Origin of the sequence: Brevibacillus sp. 7WMA2, from assembly GCF_010748895.1 — a bacterium.
Lineage (GTDB): Bacteria > Bacillota > Bacilli > Brevibacillales > Brevibacillaceae > Brevibacillus_B > Brevibacillus_B halotolerans.
Genome location: NZ_CP048799.1, coordinates 4566529 through 4587518, shown reverse-complemented (window position 1 = coordinate 4587518; position 20990 = coordinate 4566529). Strand labels below are relative to the sequence as shown.

The window sequence follows — 20990 nt, the reverse complement described above, 5'->3', positions numbered from 1 at the left end:
CTCATTTTTAAATATTTCGAAAATATTGTCAACTTATTTTTTTACATTTTCCATCATTTTTTTATTTTGTTCTTTATAAACAGACATAAATTAACAGTATAAATAATAATCTATAAATGTGATGAATAATTCGAAAATAGGCAAACCTAGTCACATTGGATAAAAATAACTATTACTAGATTTCATGAACATCAAAAAAAGCAACTCTCCAGTCTGATGACCGGAAAGCTGCCCCTTTTACTATCTTTTCACTTTACTATTTTACTTCAACGACGCGACCTTCAACTTTAGGTGCAATCACTTTGCGCTCTTTGAATGCATCCTCCATGATGCTGTAAAGAGTGAAGCCTGTATCAAATGCTGGTTTTTTCAGTGATGAGTACCCGTCGCCGCCAGTTGCAATGAAATCATTTGTTGCGATACGATATGTTTTCTTCAAATCGATCGGGTTACCTGCTACCTTAACTTCCACAAGGCGTTGACCCGCAGGTTTTGTCGGATTGTAGGAGAAGGACATGCCGCTGATGTGTGGGAAACGACCTGCACCTTTCTCTACTTCACTTACACCTACTTCCATTGCTTTAACGATCTCATCCCCCGTTGCCTCGATAATGACGAGTGTGTTCGGGAACGGTAGCAATGTGTACAAATCTTTCTTAGTGATATCACCCGCTGGTAATTGGGTACGGATTCCTCCACCGTTTGTAATGGCGATATCCGCTTCATGTCCTTTGATGGACTGTGTTTTTTCACGCATTACATCTGCAATTAAGTTACCGATGTTTGTTTCTTGTTTACGAACCAATTCACGATCGCCATCAAGAGGTACTTCAGCTTTTGCAATTACCACTTTCATAGCGTTATCTACTTTATTTACTACGTCTTTTACCAGTTTCTCTACTTCTGGATCAGGTTTTACATTTTTATCATATTCAACTAAGCCACCGCTGAAGCCTACGAGCTTGTTCTTGTAGTAGAACAGATCAGCACGACCTAATGATTTACCGTATTCCCAGTCCTGAACGATGTAGGTGCCATTTACTTTTTCAGGTTGTCGTAATGGTGTATGAGAGTGGCCACCTACGATAAGGTCAATACCATCAACTGCTTTTGCTACTTCACGGTCGACATCAATACCTATATGGGAAACTACAACAACATGATCTACTTCCTTCTTCAACTCAGGTACCATTTTCTTGGCAACTTCTACTGGTGATTTGAAGGTTAATCCCTTTACATTGTCAGGATGAGTCAGGATTGGCGTATCTTCAGCTACAAAGCCAAGGAAAGCAAATTTTTTGCCATTAATTTCCGTTTTGTATACCGGAACTAAAAGATTAGTGCCATCCTCTTTAACTACATTGGCATTAATGACTGGGTATTTCAATTGATCACGCAATTTCAACAGTTGCTCATAGCCAAAGTCAAATTCATGGTTACCTGCTGCCATCGTATTATAATTTAAGTGATTAAGGATCGGAAGAACAGACTCACCTTTAAACTGGTTTACAAAGATTGTCCCTTGGAATGTATCACCAGCATCTAGCAATAAGAAGTTTTTGTTTTCTTCACGCCATTCCTTAATTAGGGTAGACATTTTGGCATACCCAAACTCTTTTCCGCTTTCATTCTCGTCGATGTGACCATGTACGTCATTTGTATGAGCAATCGTTACATGAGTTGTAATGGCATCACCTATTGCTTGTAGGAAATCGCCGCGAGTAAGCGTAGCTTTTTTGTCTACTTTCAAGTCATAGCCTAGTTTTTTAGCAATTGCGATCGCTTTGTCAGAAGAAACGTTTACTGCTGGTGTTTTTACTTCTGCTGCCGTTAATGCACCTTGTTTTTCCAACCATTGCAAAGCAGGAGTAGCCCAATGTGCTTTACCTTGCGCCGCTCCCAAGGTAACACCTTTTACTTTTGTCATGGTTACTGCTACTTCAGCCAATGTAATATTTCTGTCCAAAGACAAATCAGAGATAATCTTCTGTTCCTTCATCCAATTTGCATGTGTAACTGGTTGAAGAGGTGCTGCAAAAGCGCTTGTTGCGAATAAAGAAGAAGCTAGTAAGCCTGTTAAGAGGGAATATCCAGTAATACTTTTTTTCATGTATTGAGTCTCCTCCCAAAAATAAATATAATGTCGTAGCTATTATACCAAGTTTTTTTGCTTTCCCCTATCTTTTTGTCGCAAAATTGGTAATGTAAGCGGGTATATTCAGAGTTTTTCCGTACGTTTATGTAAAGACTCAATCATATCTTCCATTTTTTCTTGAATCTGTCTTTTTATTCGTGCGAAGGGAATTCTCATTAAACGATTTTCTCCCCTATGCTTCCATAGTACAAATGTCTCCCCGCGGTCCTCCTCTATGGCAAGCATTCTTACATCTATTTTTCGCAGGTCTTTCGCAACGGCCTTTTCCATCCCATAAGCTACTTCACAAAGGAAGGAGAGCAAATGCCCATACGCCATCCCAAGCTTTAAAGAAGAATTGATTAGCAGCTCTGTATCTCGTTTTAAATACTTTCCTGCCTCTTTCCATATAACATAAGCAAAAATTTGTTCTTGAATTTCCATTTATTATCACCTATTATTAAATGAGATCATATGTTCTTATATTATGAAGGATAGAGGTATTTTCATGCAACAAAAAACCAATACGATTGAAATCCACAGGTCTCAATTGTACTGGTTATATATCCAATCTTTTGTTCTCTCTTATATCGGTTGGCGTATTGAAATTTAGTCCCGGCTATGGTTTGTTGCAATTATTCCTTTACCATAATCGTTTTCAACATAGCCCAGATTTTTGGGAGAATAACAGCATTTTCTGTTTCGTTAGGAGCAAATACCGTAAATCTGAACCATCTGCTATCTATTTTTGTAACGATAATTTCTTTATGATCGTTTTTCGTATCCACCCCGAGATGAAGGGCTGTTTTTTGCAAAAAAGGATCTGTTTCCTGCTCTTTTTTCAGATTCCGTACATTTCCTAAATCACTTAATTCAACTTCCATTAGCTTCTTTTGTGCAGCTAGATCTACCTTATCCGGCATTTGCTCAATCCGGACAGCATACCGGTCATTCTTCTCATAGAAGAGCATATCCTTCCCCGGCTCTTCGCCAGTGGCTGTAAAGTCAGGTAAATAATAAAGGAAATATCCTAAGTGACTTTCAAAAAGCTGCGCCTGCTCACTCACTTTTTTACCATCTATCGTGTAAGTCAATTCTCTGGTTTGAGCTGGCGGTTGGCCCTTGCTACTAGCTGGATTGTTAGGTTGAGGTATCTGTTTCGTATGATCTTTGTTTTCTTCCAAGACAGTAGCTGCCGCTCCTGAGTTGACTATTTGGCTTGATTTTTCAGAGTCAGGAGTAGCTTGTACACCATTACCGCAACCAGCCAATAATATTGCAATGATAGGTAAGACGATTATTCGTTTGCGCAGTCGATTATTACATACCATATTACACTCCCCCTTGTTCGGAAATCATCATTCGCCTAATTGCTAAGCTAGGCAAAATGGTTTCGTTCCAATCAAAAGCTGTACTGCCTCTCTACTACTATATGAATTAAGGGGGTAGAGTATTCATAGTTTTATGAAAAAGTTGAGAGAATAGGGCTACATTTTCTTTACTAGCATAAAAGAAAAAGACCGAGCAAGTTGCCTATTGCCCAGTCTTTGTCCTGTTTTCAGCTATTTTAAAACTCAAGGAGGGTTATCTTTCATTCATTCTATTTAATAGCACCAGATTTTGACGTAGTAAGGCTTTCACTTTGTCAGAAGAAACAGGCTCTTGAAACAGATAGCCCTGATATTCATCACAGCGGTGCTTGCTTAAATAATCTAGTTCTTCCTGAGTTTCGACTCCTTTTGCCAATACCGTCCAATTGAGGTTTTGAGCTAGTGCAATCACAGATAAAACCACGGCCTGATTTTTATCCTCATACGGCAGCTCATAGATAAAGCGGCGATCAATATTAATTCGGTCAATTGGCAAATGAATCAACTGTTGCAAACTATGCAAATCACTGCCAAATTGCTCAAGGCATACTTGTACACCCAGCTCCTTTACCTGATGTACAAGCTCATATCCTCGCTTGTTATTTAACAGCATACTCTCAGTCAGCTCAAGCTCTAAATATTCTGCCTGTAATCCTGTTTCTTTTAAAATGGCAGCAATCATATCAATAAAGTCATGCTTCCAAATTTGACTATTCGCCAGATTAATCGAAATTCGTACGGGAGGATATCCCTGCTGTTGCCATTCTACTGTCTGTTTACAAGCAGTACGTAATACCCATTCACCAATAGGGATAATCAATCCTGTCTGTTCTGCTAACGGTAGAAATTCATCAGGCACAATCAAGCCTTTCATCGGATGTTCCCACCGTATCAAAGCTTCCATCGCTACAATTCGTTGTGTCTCAATAGAAACCTTTGGCTGATAATATAACCGTAGCTCATGATTTTTCATCGCTCGTTGTAATTCGCTGGCTACATGTAATCGTTCAAAATCTATATCATTCATTATGGGAGAAAAAAGTTTATAATGGCTGCCATTTCGGCTTTTTGCGTGGAACATTGCAGTATCTGCTTGTTTCATAAGAGCTTGTAAATCTTGACCATCGTCTGGATAATGGGCAATCCCAATACTCGCTGTTACATGCACTTCATGACCTTTAATCAAGCAAGGCTGTTCAATGGCTTGAATAATTTTATCTGAGATAAGGAAAAGTTCATCTTGCATAATACTAGGTAATAATAAAATAAATCCATCTCCGTCTAACCGCGATACTGTATCACACTCACGTACACAGGATTTTAGACGGTTCGCTACCGTAATCAACGCTAAATCACCAAATTGATGACCTAAAGAATGATTGATTCCTTGAAGGCTATTTATATCTAAAAACAGTATAGCTAGTTTCTCAAGTGGTTTTGGACTTCTCGCCGTTTGCAGCGCTTCTTGAAATTTAATTTCTAGCAAACGTCGATTAGGTAAGTCGGTGAGGATATCGTAATATGCCATATGGTAAAGCTGTTCCTCCACCTTTTTTTGATCAGTATAATCACGTATCATCAGAATGCCTCCTAGGACACGTTTTCTTCTGATCAACGGCAGGAATGTTATATTCACGTGTAAAAAACGATGGCTATTTTCAACTAAAGTAACATTAGCATTCAGGGTTTCGCCTTGGAACAATCGATGTAAATACTTTCGTATAGCGGGTATTTCTTTTTGGCCTACATAGTCCATAAATGTTCTGCTTGAACATCCAGCTCCTGTAGAATCTTCACCGATCAAATTTCTCCAGGCAGGATTCACTTCTAAGATCTCTCTATTCGTGTTAAGAAGCAGGCAAGCATCACTATTTGTTTCCCAAAACATTTGGCTACGATTCGCTTTTTTCCAAATACTTCTTTTCTCGATGTCTAAATTCCCCTGTTTGCGTAACAGTACGACGGTCCCTACAATAAGCAGAGTTACCCCCATCCCGACAAAAAAAGAGAGGATGAGCGAATTCATCATTTCTGAAACGTCGTTCATTGCAACTTCTCCTTCTGTCGTAACCTTCATTTTTTCTCCATCCATCCTGCTTTCCACAATACCCCATCTTCTCTTAATATAAAAGGGTCGGAGTGACTATGATTTAAAAATGTTACTAGGCTTTTCCCCTTCTTTGTGACTAGTACCGTTCCCTCTGGTTTAAGCATAAAAAAGCCTGAAGCAATGCCTCAGGTTGTCAAGATCATTTGCTTTGCTAAGCCTCCCTTTTCCAAGCAATCTGTATCCAGCTTGGTAGGTAGCTTCCGTAATAGCCACTGGAAACTGTTACGCCTTTAAGAAGCTCATGTTCTTTTCCCGTACTGAGATCTTTTACAAATAACGAACCGTTAACATGAGTTTGCAAACGAACATATGCTACCTGACGACCTGTTGGTGCCAAAGAATAGGAACTGTCCGCTGTTGCTGATGAGCCAGCCGTAATAGCTTTAGCCTGATCTGCCTGATCTAGTTGCCAAATTCGTTGACCTGGTACTAAGGGACGATTCTCCATTTGGGTTGGCCACGGTGCTTCCTGTCCACGTAAAAATAGAAGTGGAGCATCTGCTTTTGGGCCAAACGCGGGCAAGGAATCCACTTTATCCGTTTGACCTTTGCTATACACCTGTTTATTTAGCGTCTCCCATATTCCTAATTTTTTCTCATAGGTAGCCATACGATCGACTCCATTTATAAAGACAAGCTTAGTACTATCTTTAGACCAGGTCAGCCACTCTGGATAAGCTAAACCCACACCTATTTGAAAGGTTTTTTGTGAGTGAATTTGTAACACTTTAATGGGGACTCCATCTGCTGATAACGAAGCAGAATTAGGTTTTTCAAAATAGGCAAGATAGGCACCGTTCGGCGACCACACTAATTCAGTAGCATCACGGGCATAGATTCCTTCAACAGTAGATGTCATTTGGCTGTATAGGGTTCGTGAAGTACCATCTAAGAAAACCTGATTAATATGTAGATTTTCAGTTTTCGTTGGTGGAAAGGATACGGCAAGACTTTTTCCATCGGGATACCAGGAGTAATCAGATACCTCATTTACGTCATTCTGCTGAAAAATGCTCTGTACCCTCTCTACCCCCTTTGGAGTAATCCGAGCAACTATTCCTTCTTCCTTTGAATTTTCTCTTGTCTGATAAGCCAGCATATTTTCTGTAGGCGACCATTTAGGAGTACCTATAATTTCTCTTTGATCTACCTGATATTTCTTGCTGCCATCTGCCTTCGAAATCCATAAATACCACGGACCTGAATAACTTTTTGGATCGGGACTTTGTAAATATGCAATCCACTCTTTATTAGCTGACCAATCGACAATCTGCACCTTGCCATTTGTCGCTATAGGGATCGGTTGGCTATCCTGCTTGGATGCATCCCACAACAAGACCGTATGTTCATTTTGCAAGGCTACATAAAAAGGAAAGGTTTGCGTAGACACTCTGGTAGGAATCTCTACATCAGATGTCTGTTGATCAGATATTTGCTTGCTTGAGGATTGTGTTGTTTCTTTGTTTGCAAATACGCTTGATTGAAATCCGCTTGCTTCTGCGGTAACTCCTCCTAGGCTAACACTTGCCAGTAGTAAGTAGCCTGCAAGCAACAAAACCCTTGTGCATGTTCCTCTTTTCTGCAAGCTGTTTTCTCCTTTCGTTATTATTTTTTTAAAAAATCATTCTTTCTCATTTGTACCATTATTTTACTTTACATTCATAATTTATTATCCTACATTTAAGTTCTGGATTTTTCAACCAACATTTTCCACATTTTTTCGGTTAGTCACTTTCCACTCACAAATTATCAAACAGATGCAGTCAATGATGAATGTACATCCCCCCTTTTTTGGAGATTATGGCGAATAAAAAGAGGGGCTGCACTGAGCTTTATTTTTATATCGAAACGGTTGGCAAAATAATTCGGACTGTCGTTCCCTTACCTAGTTCGCTTTCAATCTGTATTTCTCCATTATGATTTTCAATAATTTTGTAGCTAACCATTAAGCCTAGTCCAGTTCCTTTTTCTTTGGTAGTAAAGAATGGCTCGCCAACTCTTGCTAGTTTATCCTGAGGAATTCCCTTTCCTTGATCTGTAATCTCTATAGCAATTTTTCCTGATGCCTTTCTACTAACATGCACGTCAACACTGCCACCAGTCGGCATGGACTCAATGGCGTTTTTTAACACGTTAATTAATACTTGCTTTAGCTGATTTTCCACACAATGAATCTTTGGTAAAGGCGTTGGAATTACCGGGATAATATCTACTTGGTTCATCAAGGCATGTGTTTCGATTAGCATTAATACATCATTGAGAATAATTCCAATATCCTCTGTCTGAAAGCTAAGGGCATGTGGTTTGGATAATAACAGCAATTCCGTAATAATCAATTCAATGCGATCAAACTCGCCCATCATAATCTGAAAATACTTCTCATTCCCCTGCCCATCTGCCATCATTAACTGTATGAAGCCCTTTAGCGCTGTCAATGGATTGCGAATCTCATGAGCAATCCCAGCAGCCAGTTGGCCAACGGCAGATAGCATTTCGGATTTACGTAACAACTCCTCCGCTTTTTTCTGTTGGGTAATATCCTCACTAATTTTAAGGAAATGAATGATTTCCCCTTCTTCATTTTTAATGGGCAAGAATGCTGTTCGTTCCCAAAAGGCCTCATCATTCTTGCGTTTGCTTTGTAATTCACCATACCAATTTCTCCCCTTGGTTAGGGTCTGGATTATTTCTTCTTGAATGTTCTCCTCATAATCCTCATGATTTTCAATAAGATTAAGCTTTTGACCGATCACTTCTTCTCCTGTGTATCCTGTCTTTGCGGTAAAAGATGGGTTAATATACTGAATTTCACCGTCAAGGCCTGTAATAATAATGCTATTGGGGATTTGATGAATCGCATAGGAGAGCTTCTGTAGCTCTTTGTTGGCCATTTTTAATTCCGTAATATCTACAAACGTAATGACTACACCTTTAATAACATTATCCTGTGTCCGATAGGGCAAAATCTCCATGCTATACCATTGGCCATGTAAGCTTTGAATTTCTTTTTCCAACGGCATTACGCTATGTAAGACGTGCTCAGCATCTTCTACCAAATTGTTATACTTCAATTGATGTGTTATATGACTAATCGGACGATTGATATCCATGTCCATTAGATTAATAAGGGTGGTTACTGCTGGTGTAAATCGGCGTACGCACATATTTCTGTCCAAAAATATCGTCCCGATTTTCGTGCTGAGCAGAAAATTATCTATGTCATTATTTAAATCAAGCAGTTCTTGTATTTTGGCTTGATGTTCAGCGTTAACGGTAATTAATTCTTCGTTAATAGATTGGAGTTCTTCATTAGTGGATTGGAGTTCCTCATTTGCAGCAATTAATTCTTCATTGGTAGATTGTAGCTCTTCATTCGAGGTTTCTAGTTCTTCGATAGTTGCCTGTAGACTTTCCTGCGCATATTGTAGTTCTAGCTCCAGCTCGCGAATTCGTTGTGTGGTCGTACTTTGAGCATGAAAGCTCTGCTGATCACCTTCCGGATATTTATCAGGTTTTGCTTCATCTTTAAAGGTAATCATCATATATTGCCCGTTATATTTATGGGGAGCAAAATTGTTAATGCTAAGTGTTATGAATTCAGAAAGGTCAGCCCCCTCTTTTACTTTTACATTGGTAAAGGTAATCTCTTTATTTTCCTTCCTGACTTTATGCATTGCTGAGCCAATTGCTACTGATAAGGATGGCGAAACTAGCTTAAAAATATTTAGTGTAATTTTGCCGCGTGGTAAGGTTAGATACTTATTAACAGGACCTGAAGTATGAACGATATCATAGTTTCGATCAACAATCACACATGCTGGCAAATATTCCTCTATGATCGTAGCATATATATCGTCTAGCTTATTCGTTCCCGAAATCATTTCTCTTTCCCCTATTTTCACAGGGCTGGACTGTAGAACTGGACGTCCGCTTTCTTTATCAATACGGATCGTATGATTGGGAGTGTTTTGATTCGATTTCCGAATGGTGAAAATATTCCATTTACGATTGAGAGGAACATATAGATTCGCTAGCTTTCCGATACTTTCACTTGGTCCTAAAAATAAATATCCCTTAGGATGCAAAGAAAAATGAAACAAGCTCAGTACCCTTTTTTGCACATCTGGTTGAAAATAAATCATCATGTTTCGGCATGTGATAAAATCCATATTGACAAAAGGTGGGTCTTTTATAATATTATGTGGGGCAAAAACGATCATTCTCCGGATATTTTTAATGATGTGATAGGCGTCACCCTGTTTCTCAAAATACCGATCTAACAAATCTTTCGAAATATCCTTCTCAATGGAGGCGGGGTAAACACCCTGAGCAGCGTAGTTTATTGCTTCTTTGTCTAAATCGGTAGCAAAGATTCGAACATCAAGTGTAATTTCTTTTTTACATAAATATTCATCAAACAACATAGCAAGTGAATAGGCCTCTTCTCCCGTGGAGCATCCCGCTACCCAAATACGCACATGCTGCTCACCATTTGCTTGTTTATTTTCGATTATTTTGGGGATTACATTTGCTTTTACGATGTTAAACGCTTCTTGATCTCGAAAGAAATGGGTGACATTAATCAGCATATCTTTTTGTAAGGCTCCCTGTTCCTCTTGTGTTTCTTCTAAATACTGAAGGTACTCTTCTAAGGATTGCTTGTTATTTATTTTCATTCGCCGTTCAATTCGCCGGATGATACCATCACGTTTATAGCCAGTAAAGTCGACTCCGCTATCCCTTGTAAGCAGGGTGAGTATGTCTTTCACTCGATCCTTTGCAATATTTTTCTCCTCTTCTCTTTCACCAAGGACATAACGTTTTACATACTGTACTAGATACTCTCCTAATTGAAAAGGAGCACAGATAAAATCTACTATTCCCGTAGAGAGCGCATTTCTTGGCATACCATCAAACTTGGCCGATTCGCCATCCTGTACCATAACCATTCCTCCATATTCATGGATAGCCTTTATTCCATTGGAACCATCTGTCCCGGTTCCCGAAAGAATGATGGCGATAGCACGTTGTTTTTTCTCAGTGGCCAAGGATTCCAAAAAGGCATCTATAGGTAAATGAATCCCGGACACTTCAGGATACGTAGTTAAAGAAAAATGACCATTGATAAGTTGAATATAGTTCTTAGGCGGATTTAAATAGATGAAGTTGGGCTCGATTTTCATACCATCGGTCACTTGCTTTATCCTAAGGGATGTGTGTTTTTCCAACAATTCAGCCATAAAGCTTTTATAATGTGGTGATAAATGTTGGACAATAACAAATGCCATGTTTGAAGCCTCTGGTAAATGATCAAAGAATTCCTGTAACGCCTCTAGTCCCCCAGCAGATGCACCAATCCCTACTACTGCAAATTCTTCTGTATTCTGCTTGTTCGTTTCATTTCTTTGGATAGAATCTTCTTCTCGATTGGACATCTAAAATCACCTTTCCTTGCAAAAATACTGTGACAAGCGTTTTTCCGGCGACTATTACCTAATGAATAGATGGAGAAAAGCGCAGTCGAGCCTAAAAACGAGGGAGACACTTCCAAAGTTTTTTCATAAAAATTACCAAAATACACTACTACAAGTTTAGCAGAACATCTAAAAACATAATATATTGTTTTCAAATTATGACATGCGAAATACCCTTCCTATCTACGAGAAGGAAGGACCAATCGTTCAAAAATTAGCAATGAAATTTTGTATATGATCTATTGACTATACCCAAATATTACCATATACTACATAAACAAACACTAATTTACTGTATATTTGTAATGTTTGTTATATATTATCTAAGAAAGGGGAATTACTCACAAAAAAGTAGTCAAAAGTAACATTTTATCCTGCTATGTAAGAACTAAAAGCTGGTTTCTTTTATTGATCTATAACCTAAAATAGTTTGCAAGAAATCGTACACTGCTAGATAGGGATACCTACTTAGAGTGCTCTTCATTATGGAATTGATTCCCAATCTATCGAAAAATAAAAAGGAGGTCATTTCGTGCAATACCGCCAACTATTCGAAAAATATCAAGAGATTCGTTCTCTTACTCAAGATTATGAAGCATGGATGAATTCCTCTACTGGTGGAGACCTATGGATTGATGGCTTGCAAGTTTTTTTGACGATAGAGCCTGCTGATTTTGAGTCTGCCTATAAACAATTTGTTGAAAATTATACATACGATTCACATTCTTTTATGCGATGTTTAACTTCCCTACATCAATTCACTGTTGGTTGTGCTAAAGAAAGTGAATTTGAGTTATACAAAGCACTCGCTTTGGGGATGACCTGGCTCTCTTTCTATCCTCATTATCAGAGTGATTTTTTTAATCTTTCTGGTCGTATTACCAATCATTCGATTGCTTTGCTACTAAGCCCTACCTATCAGGCTATGTGGATTACCGGTTACAACGAAGGACTTACTCTGTACATTGCAGACAAAGCCAACTCCCATCTCTCTCTTTTCCGACCTGAGAATGATCTAATTTATCAGAATCATCAATATTTTCTCCAAATGAACTACGTCAATTTTCCTTATCAAAGTTATTTTCATGAAATGGCTCACATTCTGTTTTGTTATAACCTTTACACGCACGTCTTAGCTAATGAAAATGAAAGAAATAACTATCTTTCCTACGTGGAAGAGGGGATTGTTACTCTTGAAAAAAAAGTACTTTCCGAATTAATTGCTGTAAGAGATAACCTACATGTGATTCATGATGGATTTAATGGTTCGAGCTCCCCCGAATTCAGAGAATATAACCTTAGTGTTATACGTGGTGATATTTCTTCGATATCCGCTAGCTCTCTAAAATGGTTCACAAAGGCTTACATGCAAGTAGGAACAGAAAATAATGACACACCAAATAACGCAAACTCTGCTAACCAACTACTAGTATCTAGTCATCCGCTTACAGAAGAAAAAACATTTTCTATGATACCTCCTTGCCTACCGCATATAGAAAATAACAAACAGCACTGTCGATGGACAATTCGAAATGGGGCATATAATCATATTCCAGCCTATCGAGAAGTCATTGAATTAATGGCACCAGATTTGAATGATTTTGCAAAAGTACAAGAAGCTCTGCATCCAAGCACATATACCGCCTCACAGATATCCAAAGACTTACCAGAGCCAGATTCAGACCAGCGGGAACAGAAAAAGCAATTATGGCGTTGGCGAGAAGCATATGCTCGTTTGGCTGAAATTCGCGGGTATATTGAAATGGAAGCCCCCCTCACAGATGCGATACCAGACATTCAACGTCGATTACTGATCGTGGCGAAACGAAATGCTCATTATTTGAATACGTATTCCACAAAGGATAAATTATCGAAAAACCACACAAGTGAAATCATGTCTGTAGAAAATATGCGTAAAGAAATTCGCATTATTCTGTGTGGATTACGCCATACAGCTACTCGGGAATTGCTGTTATCCATGTTTGACGAGCCATTTATGCATGTGCTAGAAACAAGCTGATATTTTAGTAAAACGATAATTATTTATGTGAAAGGACTTTTTCTCTTCCTAGCGAAAAAGTCCTTTCACATGCTGTTGGTCAATCATGTAGGTACTGTTCCTATTTTCTGTTTTTATCTAAAAGGGCGATCCCATCAGGCAAGACTTCCTTATGATTCCAATACTAGGGAGTATCGCACTTGTAGGCGAGTTGAATTTTATATGCATCTAACAAAACTGATCGAATGGAGAGATGTATGATGGTTAAACAGCAAAGCAGGAAATACAGTATATTCATGTTTGTAGTAATCCTGAGCATAGCCATTCTTTTTCCTACGTCTTATGCCTATAGTTCACCTATAAAAGAACCTCTCTTGGGCCCAACAGACTCTAAAGAAGTAGAAGATTTTGCAGATCAGTTCTTTAATCAATCACATATTAAAAATCAGTTGGCGGGAGCTGTTTTTGTTATCGTCCGAGATGGCAGGATATTGCTGAATAAAGGGTACGGTTATTCTGATGTAGAGAAAAAAATAGCTGTCAATCCAAACCATACTATTTTCCCGCTAGCTTCTATTTCTAAAGTTTTTACATCTACAGGAATTATGCAGTTAGTCGAACAAGGAAAGCTCGATTTAGATGAGGATATACAAACCTATCTTGAGGACATAACGCTAAACAATAAAACCACTGACAAACTAACAATGAAGCATCTATTAACCAACACAGCAGGCTTTGATTTTACAGATAAGCTGGAATCCATCCATCACCATAGTATCCCGCGGATCTCGTTGGATAAATACGTGAAAGAGAATATGCCTAGTATTGTCCGTAAACCCGGAGAAGCATTCCGCTACGATAACTTTGGCTTTAGTCTTCAAGGATACATTCTTGAGAAGTTGTCCGGTAAATCCTTCAACCAATACATGACTGAGAATATTTTTACCCCTTTGAAAATGGAAAATAGCAGCTTCTTACTTACACCGCAATTAAAAGCTAATTTAGCAACTGGATATACTTCTAGCAATCAACCATTTCCTGTTTTTCTATCCAATCCGATTGAACAGCCTGAAGGAGGAATGGTTTCAACTGGGCATGACATGGCCCAGTTCATGATGGCTCATCTCAATAAGGGGTCGTTTGAGGGTAGAACAATCCTGAAACAGGGTACAGCTCAAAATATGCATACCATTCACTATTCCGTTCATCCCAAGGTTCCAAATATGGCATACGGCTTTGAAACATACTACCATTCCAGTCACAATAATCAATTTGTTATAGGCAAAGGTGGAGATATACCCGGGTTCCATTCTTGGATGTGGCTGTTGCCAGAGCATAAGGTTGGTGGTTTTATTGTTTTCAATAAAGATAAGGAGTTTCGCGAGGAGTTATTTAAAGCTTTCATGAATCACTATTACCCTATACCTAAGAAAGAACAGACCTATATGACATCCTCCCCTCAACAATTGAAACGCTTTGAGGGTACCTATCGGGATTTGCGGATAAATCCTTGGATCACTAAAATTACAGTAACCTCACAGGGACAGCTACTAGCAGAAGATCCAATGGGGAAAAATATTCTTCGCCAGATCGATCCAATGCTGTTCAAGGACGAAAAAGGCACCTTTTTAGCCTTTAAGGAATCCGCTGATGGCAGCATAGGCTATTTGCAATATCGTAATATGGTCAGTATGGCTCAAAAAATTTCTCCCTCTAGGCATTTTGCCGATGTTCCTCAGTCACACCCATATGCCGCATATATCAATGGCGTTCAAGACTTTGGAGTGCTCCAAGGAGATTCGAATCATGCCTTCCATCCTTTAGCACCCATGACAAGAGCCGAATTTGCAGGTGATTTAGTACGGCTTATTGGGGTTCGTGCCTCTACTAATCCCGTGTCATTTATAGACTCTAAAAAGAGTCCATACGTAAAAGAAATTCAAGCTCTTGTAGAAGCAGATGCGTTAAAAGGAACCTCTCCTACTAAATTTGAACCCAATCGTCCTATTACAAGGCAGGAAGCGGCCGTTATTGTATTTGAGGTGTCCAAATCATTACTGAATGCTCAGCCTGTTAAGGTTAACCTTAAAGGCGCCATTGATCCTTGGGCCACTCAAGCCGTTCAATATGTAGTATTTCATGGTCTATACGGACCTGAGGTTATTTCCTCCAAAGGCTTGATTGACTATAAGGCTAAGGAACCTCTACTGCGCCAAGAAGCAGCTGCCTTCCTGTATAACTATGCACGGCATATTTTCAAAAAATAAGTAATCTCTATATGAGTATGGAATAAACATAAGGTTTGATTGTATTGATTGGAGTAAGGTTATCAAAAAGGGCCGTTTCCTTGAAAGCAAAGAAACGGCCTTTTGGAAAAAGAACCAAGGAACCTACTTGTCCTCATTCATCCACTCCATTAAGGTTTTAGCAAATAGCTCTGGTTCTTCAAACATAGGATTATGTCCACTATGCTCAAAAATCACTTTCTTCACGTTCCTATATGTGTCATCAAGTGAGTCCCATAGTGAAACGGGAGAAACCAGATAATCATATCTCCCTAAACCAACGAATACTGGTTTTTTGAAATCCGCCAACGATTGGATTAAATTACGTTTTCCAAACTCTTCTCCCCACAGATGATCCATAATTAGCATATTGGTATATACATTCTCCCACATATAAGCTGCATCAAATGTATAATCATAAAAACTCTGAGCTCCCATGCGAATGCACATATGGACAAATCGTCTTTCAGGATCTTTTTGGATGTCACTTTCTAAAAACGCGATATCTGCTTCAAACTGTCGCTTTCTCTTTAGGCTGGCAGTTTGATAAAAAAATGCAGTGCTTTGCTGCTGTCTTTCTTGACTATTTGTAGGTGCTGAATTAAGTAAGACAACTTTCCGAACAGCATCTGGATATTTTTGGGCATATGCTAAAGCCATAAAGGCATGTCCTGAATGTCCCAGTATAATAAAATCCTGCAATTCGAGTGCCTGTCTTACCCTTTCTGTATCATCTAAAATTTTATCTAATTTATAATCTTCTGGTTCTAAAGCACGCGGTGGCTTACCAAAGCCTCTATGGTCTAAAAAAATAAATTGAAATGTTTCAAATAAATTTTCTGAGAATAAACGAGGATAATATATGCTGCTCCCTATCACCAGTACTGGCTTTCCAAACCCTTTTATACAATAGTTTAATGTGAATCCATCACTGGTTATACTTTTAAATTGGTTCATCTGAATAGCTCCCTTTTTTTGTTAAGAAGAGCTATTAAAACTCAAGCTCTCCTTTCAATCACTCCCTTTCCTGCTTCTAATCCCCTTATATTTTCCATTGAACGCTCTAACAATTTACATCACCTCAATCAATGGTGTTGCTTCGATAGTAAAACATTTGGGATACAAAAACATAATATCCCTATCTAGGAAGTGTAGCATATTAAAATACCCAAGAATAGGTACTTGGATAAAGAGCGATTCTTCGCTTACATACAATTGTTGCACGCAAAAAAGCTCTCTCTGGATGTGTCCAGAAGAGAGCCGTATTGAATTACTTCCTTTCTGGCCTACTACATTTTTATTAGGTCACCGACATTTCTCTTATTAATCTGTGATACGTATAATAGAAAGGTGTGCTACGGTTGGAGAGAAAGGCAGGAATGGATTGTTAATCACGCCAGGATTATAAGGTGTTCCGCCAGCACTTTGTCCCTCTCTTTTTATTGTAGGTTGATTGTATAGTCTAAAATGGGCGGAAATTGATTAGGGACCTGTAATTTCTTAAGCCCCAGGTTTCTGCTGTCGGTACTGCCTGTATCCCAGCACCACTCGAAAGCTCTCGAGGGGATTGGAGTAACAAATTCGCCCGACCACGTACGTCCGAGACCACTTGTATCCTCAGCGTAGTAAAAGAATTTTCTACCGTTGGCCCACCCGCTCCAAACCTGCACCGTGTTCCCAGGAGCCACCTTATACCAGCCCTTCTTTGACCACTTGTTGCTCCCCTCACAATTGGGAGCCGAGTAGGCATAAACAATCTGCAAGCCTACGTTAGTCCTGTTGCGGAAATGAAGCCCCATCGTCGATCACTCCTCGCCCGTTATTGTTAGGCTGTACGTCATACGCGGAGAGTAAGGGGAAGTTTGCTGTCCATGTTGTCCATATTGACCAATTCACCCTGCCCCCAACTTCTTAAAAGAATAGAAACATGAAGATGGATTATCGCATGGAGACTGTCCGTTCATGCGTTATACAAAGTGTATTACTCCTGTTATCCATCATTTTTCCTGTTATTATATTTGACTATAGAAATTTTAGTTGATTGTCCATCTACAAATAGGGTGAATACCTAGCATAATAGTCGCTTATGATGATCTGATATGAACATAATTTACAGGTACCCAGTCTTAGGCGATTTTATTTTAGAAAGAAAACGAAAGAAGTTGCCTTCTTTTTTCTAAAGAAGAAAGCGTGCAAGGTCATACGATCCTGTCACAAAGCTTTGGGAATTATCGATGAGCATATTCCAGTAGGCCACTATAACATCTATTGGCTCTACTTTCTAGATGGAAATAACCTCCCATTGGCTAATAACGTGAGTGGTGCGCAAATCTGGTGAAGCAATTAATGCATATATCTAATCTGTCTGGATATGGTGAAGTAAACCAGTATAATCGACACAGTACTCAGATCTACTCCCATGGATTAATCAAGAACCTATAACTTACTTAATCAGCCCATGAATAGTAAAAAATGATTGCTAATCCCTTAATTAAACACTATCAGGTCAAATATCCTGAAATGGTACTTATGCCCATGTCAATTTCCATCCCCATTCATACAGTGTAATAAACTAGGAGAAGGGGGTTTAAAATGACAAAAATACCTGTTGCAGGTTTTCTATTTCAATCAAATGACTCCTCCGCAGAACATTCGCATGGATTATATATCACTTCTTGGAATGGTATGCCTGTACACCGACATCCGTTTTCGGGAACTACTTCATTTAATGATGGTCATGATCATCAATACGTTGGGGTAACTGAACCAGCCCCGACAGGTGTTCCCCACGTTCATCGCTATTATACGATTACTTCATTTAATGATGGTCATTCTCATATAATTGAAGGCACAACCGGCCCTGCAATCGAACTACAGCGTGGAGGACATATTCATTACTTTGAAGGGTATACAACAGTAAACGGAAAACACCCTCACACCCATCATTACAAAGGAGCAACAGAAAATGAAATCCCTTAAACAGGAAAACATGTTTGGCGAAACATCACATTGAATATCATCTGGGAACAAGCAAAAAAGCTCACATGATTTGTGAGCTAAAATACATAATTTCAACTTTTTATCTTGACTAACAATCGGATACTGGGCTGTTTCTTTTTTGTTTACTCCGTTTTGTTGCCCCTTCTAATACCACTTCAAATGCATCTAAAATTTCAAGAAAATGTGATGCCTCTCTAAAAACATGATCGGCAAGAAGAGGAGGGATGATGCTCTTAATACGACAAGCTTCGATTAGATCGCGAGCAGTTTTTTTAAAATCACGGAGTTGACGGACAGACACTCTATTCTGATCAACAAACTGCGATAGTAACGGAACAGTTTGAGATTGGGGACTCATGGAATCTAAATCAATGGCTTGGTATAGAAGTTGATCGAAGTCATGACTAAAACCATTTGCTTGTTCAACCAATTTCCTTTCAGAAGGATCAAGTAAGTGATTAATAAATTTAGCATGATCAGCCATAATCCTAAGAAAGAAGACATTTTCATTAATAATAGCATCTGGCAAAGGATCTAGGGTTCCAGTGTTTAGTTGTTCCAAACGTTTCGCAAAGTAAGCAGCTTCCCGGCTAACATGATCCACTAATAACGGAAAATTATTACCTCCAATTTGGCAGGAAATGATCAAACCTAATACTCTTCTTTTGAAAGCCCAAATTTGATTAACACAGGGAAGAATTTGAGCATTGAACTGACCGATATATTGAGGGTCGGTATCTTCTGGTAAGGAAAGGGCCTTGGCTTCTATTTCCTCAAATATATGGTAAAAATAATCAGCTTCATTGATTAATTGGGTATCGTCACAATTAAAACCTAGCTTCAAAAAAAGCGAATGTTCCTTCATTATCCTAGACCAAAAACGAACTTCCTCAAGTGATCTAATTACAAATGCATCCGCCATCCAATGAGTCCTCCCCAACATATGTATTTCTATAAGTTTATGCAAGAAGCATGTCTCAAATGTCTGTTGCTCACATTCATTATTGGATAGTCGATTAAATTACTTACTGCCACACTGTAAAATTTACTTTACATATGCTTATTTATTACGTTTTACTGAACACCTCTATCATAAATTAGTAGTGTTTAAATATTTAAAGCATAATTTTATTAGAAATAGGCCTGTCAGTTACTTAGACAGGTCTATTTGGCATCCACTAACATCCCAGAGTGACTAACCTTTACCTTTCAAGCTTTTAGAATTTACTTTTTCCAATTACTCTAAAGACATTAAACTAGTGTACAAGAACTTTATATGTTCTAACATGAGTAGCATTTGTATCATATTCACGTAATACGCCATTTGCGGAATCCTTTATAGCACCTAAGTACCATTCTCCATCTTTTTTATACACCCAAAGCCCCTGTCCATCCACTCTATAATGGCCTACACCATATAGAATATAATCGTTTAATTTCATCCTTATTTATATCTAATCTAAGTTCAATCAAGCCTTCTTGAGATTTTGTTACTTTAACAGTATTAATCTTTGTAGCTGCAAAGGCAGGAACTGCACTCCATCAACCTATTTACCCTTGCAAGATTTAAATCATTTATCAATGGAAGACTATAGCAGCAAAACAGTTCCATTGTTTATTTATAGCGCTGAGGTAACTTGCTCTCTCACTGACGAAAAAAATCAAAATATCGTGGACAAATTCAGAATATTTTTATAATATAAAATTGTAAATTAAATACATATTAAGGAGTGAATTGGTAATGAAAAAATTAGTTGGCATTGCTTCAGTACTTGCTTTACTAGTATCGGCTACCCCTGCAATCGCAATGGAAATTCAATCTGAAAATACCGCTGTAGCAGTAGCTTCTATTATTAGTGACAGCCGAACTTTAGAGCCAGAGGAGAAATATGAGACATCTACTTTTAGAGCCTCCAGTAATACCTTGACTCTTACCGTAGATCAGTCATCCGACGGTTCTACCACTCATATTAAATATACCCTCTGGGATGATACTGGAAATCAGGTTGGTAAGGTATTTAATGTGAAAAAAAATGGAACTGCCTCAATTACATGGGATGTAAAAAAGGGAAAAAAATATACTTTAGAGATGCTCAATCGTAGTACACATAATGGTATTTTCATAGAAGCCACGACTGACTTTTCTATAGAATAGGTAAAGAGAGAAAAGAGACCTTCCTTCTATGATGAAACAGTCTCTTTTTTTGTCCCAAATGATAGTGATATAAGAAATAATGATAAAATCTTTCTTGGCGTAATAGGGCGGATGTTACTTCTTGACCAGCAATACGTTGATTATAAATTTGACCGTTATAAATTTTTATGGCTTTCACATGAAGGGCTGTTTTCTTTAGAATGACATGAGTAAGATTTCGGACGTGGCTAAAGTCGGGGAGAAATCTGGACGCGATGTAAGTAAATATATAGAAGGAACTTATTGAACTCTCTAGCTTGCTTAACAATATTAGGAGAGCATTACCCCCGATAATTTTAGATGGACATCGCAGTGTAACAAAACCACCGAGTATTTTGGGCAAACCATTATTGCCCTTGTTTTGATCAGTATTTTTTCATTTAGCTGTGGCTACCGTTATAATAGCGATAAGTCCAACTACAAA

13 protein-coding genes are annotated in these 20990 nt (G+C 38.5%); 4 read left to right on the top strand and 9 right to left on the bottom strand.

From position 1 onward, the window contains the following. Positions 1 to 256: 256 nt before the first annotated feature. The 6 genes from GOP56_RS19860 to GOP56_RS19835 form a co-directional block, all read right to left on the bottom strand. A complete protein-coding gene (locus GOP56_RS19860; protein ID WP_101667483.1) occupies positions 257 to 2110 on the bottom strand; it encodes a bifunctional metallophosphatase/5'-nucleotidase in 1854 nt (617 codons plus the stop codon). A gap of 108 nt (positions 2111 to 2218) precedes the next feature. Further along, entirely contained in the window at positions 2219 to 2578 is a 360-nt protein-coding gene (locus GOP56_RS19855; protein WP_003335335.1) for a YhjD family protein, read from the bottom strand. Positions 2579 to 2769: 191 nt separating this feature from the next. Next, on the bottom strand, positions 2770 to 3465 hold the full coding sequence (locus GOP56_RS19850; RefSeq protein WP_163246363.1) for a hypothetical protein: 696 nt from the start codon (positions 3463 to 3465) through the stop codon (positions 2770 to 2772). A gap of 253 nt (positions 3466 to 3718) precedes the next feature. Further along, positions 3719 to 5551, bottom strand: a complete 1833-nt coding sequence (locus GOP56_RS19845; protein WP_246328999.1) for a putative bifunctional diguanylate cyclase/phosphodiesterase — start codon at positions 5549 to 5551, stop codon at positions 3719 to 3721. A 214-nt stretch (positions 5552 to 5765) separates the two neighbouring features. Continuing rightward, positions 5766 to 7199: a copper amine oxidase gene (locus GOP56_RS19840; RefSeq protein WP_163246361.1), complete on the bottom strand. Its 1434-nt coding sequence runs from the start codon at positions 7197 to 7199 to the stop codon at positions 5766 to 5768. A gap of 253 nt (positions 7200 to 7452) precedes the next feature. Next, positions 7453 to 11049 (bottom strand): CheR family methyltransferase, encoded by a 3597-nt coding sequence (locus tag GOP56_RS19835; protein ID WP_163246360.1) that lies wholly within the window; start codon positions 11047 to 11049, stop codon positions 7453 to 7455. A gap of 571 nt (positions 11050 to 11620) precedes the next feature. Here GOP56_RS19835 and GOP56_RS19830 point away from each other — a divergent pair. Both GOP56_RS19830 and GOP56_RS19825 read left to right on the top strand, forming a co-directional pair. Then, positions 11621 to 13108 (top strand): hypothetical protein, encoded by a 1488-nt coding sequence (locus tag GOP56_RS19830; RefSeq protein ID WP_163246359.1) that lies wholly within the window; start codon positions 11621 to 11623, stop codon positions 13106 to 13108. Positions 13109 to 13344: 236 nt separating this feature from the next. After that, the gene (locus tag GOP56_RS19825; protein WP_254068468.1) at positions 13345 to 15354 is read left to right on the top strand and encodes a serine hydrolase domain-containing protein; all 2010 of its coding nucleotides are present in this window, start codon (positions 13345 to 13347) and stop codon (positions 15352 to 15354) included. 123 nt (positions 15355 to 15477) lie between these two features. On the opposite strand, the gene GOP56_RS19820 is transcribed toward GOP56_RS19825, so the two are convergent. Both GOP56_RS19820 and GOP56_RS24445 read right to left on the bottom strand, forming a co-directional pair. Beyond that, the gene (locus GOP56_RS19820) at positions 15478 to 16329 is read right to left on the bottom strand and encodes an alpha/beta fold hydrolase (RefSeq protein WP_163246357.1); all 852 of its coding nucleotides are present in this window, start codon (positions 16327 to 16329) and stop codon (positions 15478 to 15480) included. A 482-nt stretch (positions 16330 to 16811) separates the two neighbouring features. Continuing rightward, positions 16812 to 17171: a DUF1036 domain-containing protein gene (locus tag GOP56_RS24445; RefSeq protein ID WP_003335346.1), complete on the bottom strand. Its 360-nt coding sequence runs from the start codon at positions 17169 to 17171 to the stop codon at positions 16812 to 16814. A gap of 793 nt (positions 17172 to 17964) precedes the next feature. On the opposite strand from GOP56_RS24445, the gene GOP56_RS19810 reads away from it, so the two are divergent. Beyond that, the gene (locus GOP56_RS19810; RefSeq protein WP_101667476.1) at positions 17965 to 18351 is read left to right on the top strand and encodes a YmaF family protein; all 387 of its coding nucleotides are present in this window, start codon (positions 17965 to 17967) and stop codon (positions 18349 to 18351) included. 109 nt (positions 18352 to 18460) lie between these two features. Here the strand turns inward: GOP56_RS19810 and GOP56_RS19805 are convergent, their stop codons facing one another. Then, positions 18461 to 19294 (bottom strand): DUF2935 domain-containing protein, encoded by an 834-nt coding sequence (locus GOP56_RS19805; protein ID WP_163246356.1) that lies wholly within the window; start codon positions 19292 to 19294, stop codon positions 18461 to 18463. An 819-nt stretch (positions 19295 to 20113) separates the two neighbouring features. Here GOP56_RS19805 and GOP56_RS19800 point away from each other — a divergent pair. Further along, positions 20114 to 20527, top strand: a complete 414-nt coding sequence (locus GOP56_RS19800) for a hypothetical protein (protein ID WP_163246355.1) — start codon at positions 20114 to 20116, stop codon at positions 20525 to 20527. Positions 20528 to 20990 lie beyond the last annotated feature (463 nt).